General features: G+C 61.7%; 7 protein-coding genes. All 7 read right to left on the bottom strand.

All coding sequences use genetic code 11. The features are described 5' to 3' along the window. Positions 1-110: 110 nt before the first annotated feature. The 7 genes from DK871_RS28000 to DK871_RS27970 all read right to left on the bottom strand — a co-directional run bounded on the left by DK871_RS28000 (position 111) and on the right by DK871_RS27970 (position 6,902). Entirely contained in the window at positions 111-446 is a 336-nt protein-coding gene (locus DK871_RS28000; RefSeq protein ID WP_161907438.1) for a DUF6124 family protein, read from the bottom strand. Positions 447-862: 416 nt separating this feature from the next. Further along, complete coding sequence (locus DK871_RS27995; RefSeq protein WP_020302326.1) at positions 863-1,201, bottom strand: Na+/H+ antiporter subunit G; 339 nt, start codon at positions 1,199-1,201, stop codon at positions 863-865. Further along, a complete protein-coding gene (locus DK871_RS27990) occupies positions 1,198-1,476 on the bottom strand; it encodes a K+/H+ antiporter subunit F (protein ID WP_003192168.1) in 279 nt (92 codons plus the stop codon). The genes DK871_RS27995 and DK871_RS27990 overlap by 4 nt, the downstream gene beginning before the upstream one ends. Beyond that, positions 1,473-1,961 carry a Na+/H+ antiporter subunit E gene (locus DK871_RS27985; RefSeq protein ID WP_014718934.1) on the bottom strand — a complete coding sequence of 163 codons (489 nt, stop codon included), beginning with the start codon at positions 1,959-1,961 and terminating at the stop codon, positions 1,473-1,475. The genes DK871_RS27990 and DK871_RS27985 overlap by 4 nt, the downstream gene beginning before the upstream one ends. Beyond that, on the bottom strand, positions 1,958-3,640 hold the full coding sequence (locus tag DK871_RS27980; protein ID WP_161907437.1) for a monovalent cation/H+ antiporter subunit D: 1,683 nt from the start codon (positions 3,638-3,640) through the stop codon (positions 1,958-1,960). Before DK871_RS27980 ends, DK871_RS27985 begins: the two co-directional genes overlap by 4 nt. Further along, positions 3,637-3,981, bottom strand: coding sequence for a Na+/H+ antiporter subunit C (locus tag DK871_RS27975; RefSeq protein ID WP_003192163.1), 345 nt, complete (start codon positions 3,979-3,981; stop codon positions 3,637-3,639). The genes DK871_RS27980 and DK871_RS27975 overlap by 4 nt, the downstream gene beginning before the upstream one ends. Then, the gene (locus DK871_RS27970; protein ID WP_161907436.1) at positions 3,981-6,902 is read right to left on the bottom strand and encodes a monovalent cation/H+ antiporter subunit A; all 2,922 of its coding nucleotides are present in this window, start codon (positions 6,900-6,902) and stop codon (positions 3,981-3,983) included. The genes DK871_RS27975 and DK871_RS27970 overlap by 1 nt, the downstream gene beginning before the upstream one ends. Positions 6,903-7,298 lie beyond the last annotated feature (396 nt).

Raw genomic sequence — 7,298 nt, 5'->3', positions numbered from 1 at the left:
CTCGCGAATGCGGTGTGTCAGCCAATGCTGCTGTGACTGACACACCGCATTCGCGAGCAAGCCCGCTCCCACATTTTACCGCTCCCACTGCAAACTCTGCGGTTTCAAATTTATCTGTGAACGGGTTTGTCTTTGAGGTTCAGTGTTTTATCCACCATCAACTGGATTCCTTCGAGCATCCGACAAATCCCCAGAGCCACGCTGCGAGGATTGCCGTCGATCTCAAAAGCCAAGTGGCTTGCCAGTGCATGAACTGATGCGAGGTCCTCCGAAGCATTGACCAGTAATGTCTCGGCATCCAATCCTTCACGTACAGCAAAAAGACCTTGCCCGTCATCAGCTGACCTAGGCGTTGAAGGCGGATTCAAATGATGATTAATCGCTCGATGAGCACAAGCGTGAAGCGAGGGTGAATCCAACGGCGGATTCGAACTGTTTTTAATCATGGCGAAGCTCCCAGAATATTGGAGTCACCTAGAGTTCAATCAGGCTGCGAAACCCGGTCGCTGAATGTGCAGCGACCGCCGAAGATTAGGCAGGCATCTTCCGAGGGGCAACCCTAAAACGCTGTCGGAAATTTCTGGCTGGACGTCAATGCTTAGAGCGGTCAGGTGCCAGGTGAGGTAATGCTCACCACCAAAAACCGCTTTGCTGATCGACCGGTCGCTTCCCGGTGTGGCGCGGGACAATGATGCTGAGCTGGCGCAATGGGCGGCGCGTATCCGCTCGATTGCCTGGCGCCAAACCAAATGTGGGAGCTGGCTTGCCTGCGATAGCGGTTTATCAGTCACAGCATCATTGACTGAAACTCCGCTATCGCAGGCAAGCCAGCTCCCACATTTTTCTGCATTCGCTTGATGAATCAGCGGCGGCTGCTGACTTCGGCGGGGACGTCATCACCGGCCATGCGTTTGCGGAACAGGGCCGTTCGCGCCAGCAGCAGCGTGGTGACCGGCACGGTGATCGCGAGCAAAATCGGAATCAACCAGCCGTGCAACACCGGCCCGGATTTGAGCACCGAAAAGTAGATAATCGACGCCAACGCCACGCTCCAAGCCCCCAACGTCGAGGCCAGTGCCGGTGGGTGCATGCGTTGGAAAAACTCTTTCATGCGCAGCAAGCCAATCGCGCCAATCAACGCGAACAGGCTGCTGAGCAACAGCAACGCCGCCACGATAATTTCAACCCATAACGGCATCATTCAATCACCTCGCCACGCAGCAGGAATTTGGCCAGGGCGAACGAGCCGACGAAGCCGAACAGCGCGATCAATAGCGCCGCTTCAAAGTAGGTGTCACTGGCATAGCGGATACCCAGGGTCAGCATCATCAGCATCGCCAGGATGTACAGGTAGTCCAGCGCCAGTACCCGGTCCTGGGCCGAGGGGCCTTTGAACAGGCGCACCAGGGTCAGCACCATGGCCAGGGAGAACAGGAACAGGCTGAACAGGATCGCATTGGCGAGCAGGGCGCTCATTCGAAGATCTCCATCAGGGGCCGTTCGTAGGCGTGCTTGAATTGCTGGATAAACGAGGCCTCGTCATCCAGGTCGAAGACGTGCAACAGCAGGATGCTGCGGTCCAGGGCCAGTTCCGACCACACGGTGCCGGGGGTTACGCTGGTGATCATCGCCAGCACGGCCAGGCCGTTGGCGTCGCGCAGGTCCAGGGGGATCTTGATAAAACGCGAGCGCGGCGGGCGTGAGCCGCAGGTGAGTACGCCCCAGGCCACGTGCAGGTTGGAGATGATCACGTCGAGGCCGACCCGGAAAAACAGGCGGATGATCACCCCAGGGCGGCGGATACGGATCGGCAGCGGGCGCAGCGGCGCCATCATCAGCGGCGCAAGAAAGCCCAACAGTGCGCCCAACAGCAGATTGCCGGGGCTGATCGACAAGTTCAGCACCAGCCACAATACCCACAACGCCAACGACAGCCAGGGAGCCGGGAACAGACGCTTCATGGCTGCACCTCCAGGGCGGCGGCCTTGGCTTCAGGGCTGGGCACCGGCCGGGTTGCGAGCACTGCCATCACGTAGTGTTCCGGGTTGTTCAGGCTTTCGGCGGTGGCCTGGGTGTAGCGCATCAGCGCCTCGGCCTTGAAGGTCAGCGCGATGCTCAACCCCAGTAGCAGGAAGATCGGCACACACTCGTAGCGGCGCAGCAGCGGTGATGGGCGTTCTTCCGGGGTCCAGAAGCGCTGGATGCCGAGGCGGGCGAAAGCGATGAGCGAGGCCAGGCCAGAGAGAATCAGCAGCGCCACCAAGCCCCAGGCCGCTGGGCGGATTGACTCATCCACGGCGTTGCCCAGGCCCAGTGGGTTGATCAGCGCGCTCAACAGGCTGAGCTTGCCGATAAACCCGGACAGCGGTGGCATGCCGATAATCAGCAGCGCACAGGCGATAAAGCTCAGGCCGAGAAAGGCCATGGTCCAGGGGATGACCTGGCCGATCACCGCTTTTTGCTCATCGTCCAGGTTCACGCCGGGACGCGGATGCAGCGATTCCATGGCTTTGGGCAGCGCATCGATCTCTTCGTCCAGCGGCAGATCATTGGCCGAGCGCGAACGCTCGATCAACTCCGCCAGCAAAAACAGCGCACTCAGTGCCAGGGTGGAACTGACCAGATAGAACAGCGCCCCAGCGGTCAGGCTCGGCTGGGCAAACCCGACCGCCGACAACAGGATGCCGGCCGACACCAGGATACTCAGGCTGGCCATGCGCTCCAGGCGCTGCGCCGCCACCATCGCCAGTGCCGCGCAAATGATGGTCGCCATGCCGCCGTACACCAGCCAGTCGCCACCAAACAGCGCCGAGGCGCCGGCCTGGCCGGAGAACAGCAGGGTCCACAGGCGCAGCACGGTGTACACGCCGACCTTGGTCATGATCGCGAACATCGCCGCCACCGGTGCGCTGGCCGAGGAGTAGGCGGGCGCCAGCCAGAAGTTCAGCGGCCACATGCCGGCCTTGGCCAGGAACGCCGTCGCCAGGATCGCCGCACCGGCATGCAACAGGCCGCGATCGGCCTCTGGCACCAGCGGGATCTTCAATGCCAGGTCAGCGAAGTTCAGCGTACCGGTGACGCCGTAGATCATCGCTGCGCCAATCAGGAACAGCGACGACGCCAGCAGGTTGATCGCAATGTAGTGCAGCCCCGACGACACTCGCGCACGGCCGGAGCCGTGCAGCATCAAACCGTAAGAGGCCGCCAGCAGCACCTCGAAGAACACGAACAGGTTGAACAGGTCGGCGGTGAGGAAGGCGCCATACAGCCCCATCAGTTGGATCTGGAACAGGGCATGGAAGCTGGTGCCCGCACGGTCCCAGCGCGCCATGGCGAACAGCAGCGCGCTGACGCCTATCACCCCGGTAAGTACCAGCATCATCGCCGACAGTTGGTCCACCACCAGCACGATGCCGAACGGCACCTGCCAGTTGCCCGGCAAGTACACGCCAATGGAGCCGGGGCCGCCTTGTTGCGTCCAGTACAACAGCAGCACGGCAACGCCCAGGCCGACGATGCTGGAGCACAGATTGATCTGGGCTTTGAGCGGGCGGCGTTTCTCGCCCAGCATCAGCATCAGCCCGGCGGTGAGCAGCGGCAGCAGGATCGGCGCGACGATCAGTTGATTCATCCACGTCATTCCTTGGGCTCCCGGCCGTCCACATGGTCAGTGCCGGTCAGGCCCCGGGATGCCAGCAGCACCACCAGGAACAAGGCGGTCATGGCGAAGCTGATGACGATGGCCGTGAGCACCAGGGCCTGAGGCAGTGGGTCGGTGTAGTTGAGCAGGTCTTGGGGCACGCCGTCCTTTATAATCGGCTCCTTGCCGATAAACAGGCTGCCCATGCTGAAGATGAACAGGTTGACCCCGTATGACAGCAGGCACAAACCCATGACCACCTGGAACGTCCGTGGCCGCAGGATCAACCAGACGCCGGAGGCCGCCAGGACCCCAATGGCTATTGCGATGACTTCTTCCATCAGGCGGCTCCTTCGGTTGCAGCAACCACTTTGGGCTGGTTGCTCGGTTTATGCGCGCGCACCGACTGGTGGCCGAGGGCGGTAAGCATCAACAGGGTCGAGCCCACGACCATGGCGTACACGCCGACGTCAAAGAACAGCGCACTGGCGATATGGATATCGCCCAGTAGCGGCAGGCTGAAATGCCAGGTATGGGTGGTGAGGAACGGGTACCCGGCAAACAGCGCACCCAGCCCGGTCAAGGTGGCCGACAGCAGGCCGAAACCCATCCAGCGCATCGGCCGCAGGCTCATCTGCGCCTCGACCCACTGGGTACCGGCGACCATGTATTGCAGGATAAACGCCACCGACATCACCAGCCCGGCGACGAAACCACCACCCGGTTGATTGTGGCCACGCATGAACAGGTAGAACGACACCACCAGCGCAATTGGCAGCAGCAGGCGCACCAGTACCGCCGGCACCATCATGAAGCCCAGGGCGGTGTCGCTGGCCTGGCGCGGGTTGACCAGATCGGTCGCCACGTCCGGCGCCAGTTGGCGTTGTTGGGGCGGCAACTCCATGCTTTCCTTGGATGGGCGGAAGCGGCGCAGCAGAGCGTAAACAGTCAACGCCACGGCGCCGAGTACGGTGATTTCGCCCAGGGTATCGAAGCCACGGAAGTCCACCAGCATCACATTCACCACATTGCTGCCGCCGCCTTCGGGCAGGGCACGGCTTAAGTAGAATGAGGAGATATCGTTGGGCGTCTGGCGGGTCAGCATCGCGTAGGACAACAGCGCCATGCCGCCGCCGACTGCGGTGGACAGCAGCAAGTCACGCAGGCGGCGGATACGCGCCTTGCGCAGCGAACTGGGCAGTGGCGAGACTTCTTCGATCCGCCGTGGCAGCCAGCGCAGGCCCAGTAGGATCAGTACGGTGGTGACCACTTCCACCACCAGTTGGGTGAGGGCCAGGTCTGGCGCCGAGAACCATACGAAGGTGACGCAGGTCATCAGGCCGCACACGCTGACCATGGTCAGGGCCGCCAGCCGGTGGTATTTGGCTTGCCAGGCGGCACCCAGTGCGCAGGCAATCGCCAGCAACCACAGGGTGACGAAGACGATGGAGCCCGGGATTTTCGGGCGGTCGCCCCAACTGAGGCCACTGTTGATCATCGGGATCATTGCGCCGATTACCGCCAGCAGCACCAACAGGAACAACTGGGTTTGCAGGCGCTTGGTGCTGATGCGTTTCTCGATCCGCCGTACGCCGCGCATCATCATCACCAGGCAGCGCTCGAAGCCGCGCTTGCCGTTGAAATAGCCGATCAGCGGTGGGTATTCGAAGCGGCCACGCTTGAGTTGCTTGCGCAGCAGCAGGTACAGCACCACGCCGCCGGTCATCGCCACCAGGCTCATGATCATCGGCGCGTTCCAGCCGTGCCAGATCGCCAGGCTATATTCCGGCAAGGTACCGCCCACCACCGGCAGGGCGGCAGCGGCGAGGATCGAGCCGACCATCTGGGCCGGGAAAATCCCCACCAGCAGGCAGGTGAACACCAGCAACTCGACCGGTGCGCGCATCCAGCGCGGCGGCTCGTGGGGTGTGTGCGGCAAGTCGGTGGCGGGCGGGCCGAAGAACACATCCACGGTGAAGCGCAGGGCATAGGCCACACTGAACGTCCCGGCGATGGTCGCGATCAGCGGCAGGGCGATTTCCACCCATCGGGTCGACGAGATAAACACGGTTTCGGCAAAGAACATCTCTTTGGACAGGAAGCCATTGAGCAACGGCACCCCGGCCATCGATGCACTGGCGACCATCGCCAGGGTCGCGGTAAACGGGATCAGGCGCACCAGCCCACTGAGCTTGCGGATATCCCGCGTGCCGCTTTCGTGGTCGATGATGCCCGCGGCCATGAACAGCGAAGCCTTGAACGTGGCGTGGTTGAGAATGTGGAAGACGGCGGCAACAGCGGCCAGTGGGCTGTTAAGGCCCAGCAGCAGGGTGATCAGCCCGAGGTGGCTGATAGTGGAATAGGCCAGCAGGCCCTTGAGATCGTTTTGAAACATGGCGCAGTAAGCGCCGAGGAGGAGAGTGAGGGCGCCGGCACCGCCGACGATCCAGAACCATTCTTCGCTGCCGGACAGCGATGGCCACAGGCGGGCCAGCAAGAACACGCCGGCCTTCACCATCGTCGCCGAATGCAGATAAGCCGAAACCGGGGTGGGTGCCGCCATGGCGTGGGGCAGCCAGAAATGGAAGGGGAACTGCGCGCTTTTGCTCAAGGCGCCGATCAGCACCAGGGCGAGCATGACCGGGTACAGCGAATGCGCGCGAATCTGATCGCCCGCCGCCAGCACCTGGTCCAGGTCATAGCTGCCGACGATATGCCCCAGCAGCATCACCCCCGCCAACAGGCACAGGCCACCTGCGCCGGTGACCATCAGTGCCATGTACGCACCACGGCGTGCATCGGCGCGGTGGTGCCAATAGCCGATCAGCAGGAACGAGAACAGGCTGGTCAGTTCCCAGAAAAATACGATCTGGATCAGGTTGCCAGAGATCACCAGGCCAAGCATGGCGCCCATGAACGCCAGGAAAAACGCAAAGAAACGCGGCACCGGGTCGTCCGGTGACATGTAATAACGCGCATACAGCGACACCAGCGTGCCGATGCCCAGCACCAGCATCGAGAACAGCCAGGCAAACCCATCCATGCGCAACACGAAGTTCAGCCCCAGGCTGGGCAACCACATGAATTCTTCGCGGATCACGCCACCGTGGGCGATCTGGGGGTAGAGCAGGGCGACTTGAATAGTACCGACCAGTGCCACAAGGCCGGCCAACAGGGATTCGGTGTTACGTGCGTTATGCGGCAGCAAGGCCGCCAGACAGCTGCCGATAAAAGGCAGAAGCAGTAGAACTATCAGGGACATAGGCTTCTAATCTGCGGGAGTTTGGGATGCATCATACGTGCCGCTTTCACGATCACCAAACGCCAAGATGTGGCAGGATCCTACAAGGTAGGCTGAAACTTCCCATTTGGCACTGTTTCAACCTGCCCTTGAATTAAAATGCCGACCTCTGTGGGAGCCATTATCTGCAGCGACGCCGTACCTGTGGCGAGGGAGCTTGCTCCCGTGACGGCCTGACAGCCGACGCTGATCTCCCTGACACCCCACGATCCAATTGTGGGGCTTGCCTGCGAAGACGGCCTGACAGCCGACACCTATCTCCCTGACACCCCGCGATCCTACTGTGGGAGCGGGCTTGCTCGCGAAGGCGGCCTGGCAGTCAACACAGTTGGACCGTGTACATATCCATTCCTGCGG

It is taken from the genome of Pseudomonas sp. L13, from assembly GCF_009935965.1.
GTDB classification, from domain to species: domain Bacteria; phylum Pseudomonadota; class Gammaproteobacteria; order Pseudomonadales; family Pseudomonadaceae; genus Aquipseudomonas; species Aquipseudomonas lactis.
Note: the sequence above shows the minus strand (reverse complement) of the source record. Positions and strands in the feature narration are given on the sequence as shown.

Excerpts from the sequence above, each read along its gene's own strand:
- DK871_RS28000 (WP_161907438.1), bottom strand. The coding sequence starts at position 446 with ATGATTAAAAACAGTTCGAATCCGCCGTTGGATTCACCCTCGCTTCAC.
- DK871_RS27995 (WP_020302326.1), bottom strand. The coding sequence starts at position 1,201 with ATGATGCCGTTATGGGTTGAAATTATCGTGGCGGCGTTGCTGTTGCTC.
- DK871_RS27990 (WP_003192168.1), bottom strand. The coding sequence starts at position 1,476 with ATGAGCGCCCTGCTCGCCAATGCGATCCTGTTCAGCCTGTTCCTGTTC.
- DK871_RS27985 (WP_014718934.1), bottom strand. The coding sequence starts at position 1,961 with ATGAAGCGTCTGTTCCCGGCTCCCTGGCTGTCGTTGGCGTTGTGGGTA.
- DK871_RS27980 (WP_161907437.1), bottom strand. The coding sequence starts at position 3,640 with ATGACGTGGATGAATCAACTGATCGTCGCGCCGATCCTGCTGCCGCTG.
- DK871_RS27975 (WP_003192163.1), bottom strand. The coding sequence starts at position 3,981 with ATGGAAGAAGTCATCGCAATAGCCATTGGGGTCCTGGCGGCCTCCGGC.
- DK871_RS27970 (WP_161907436.1), bottom strand. The coding sequence starts at position 6,902 with ATGTCCCTGATAGTTCTACTGCTTCTGCCTTTTATCGGCAGCTGTCTG.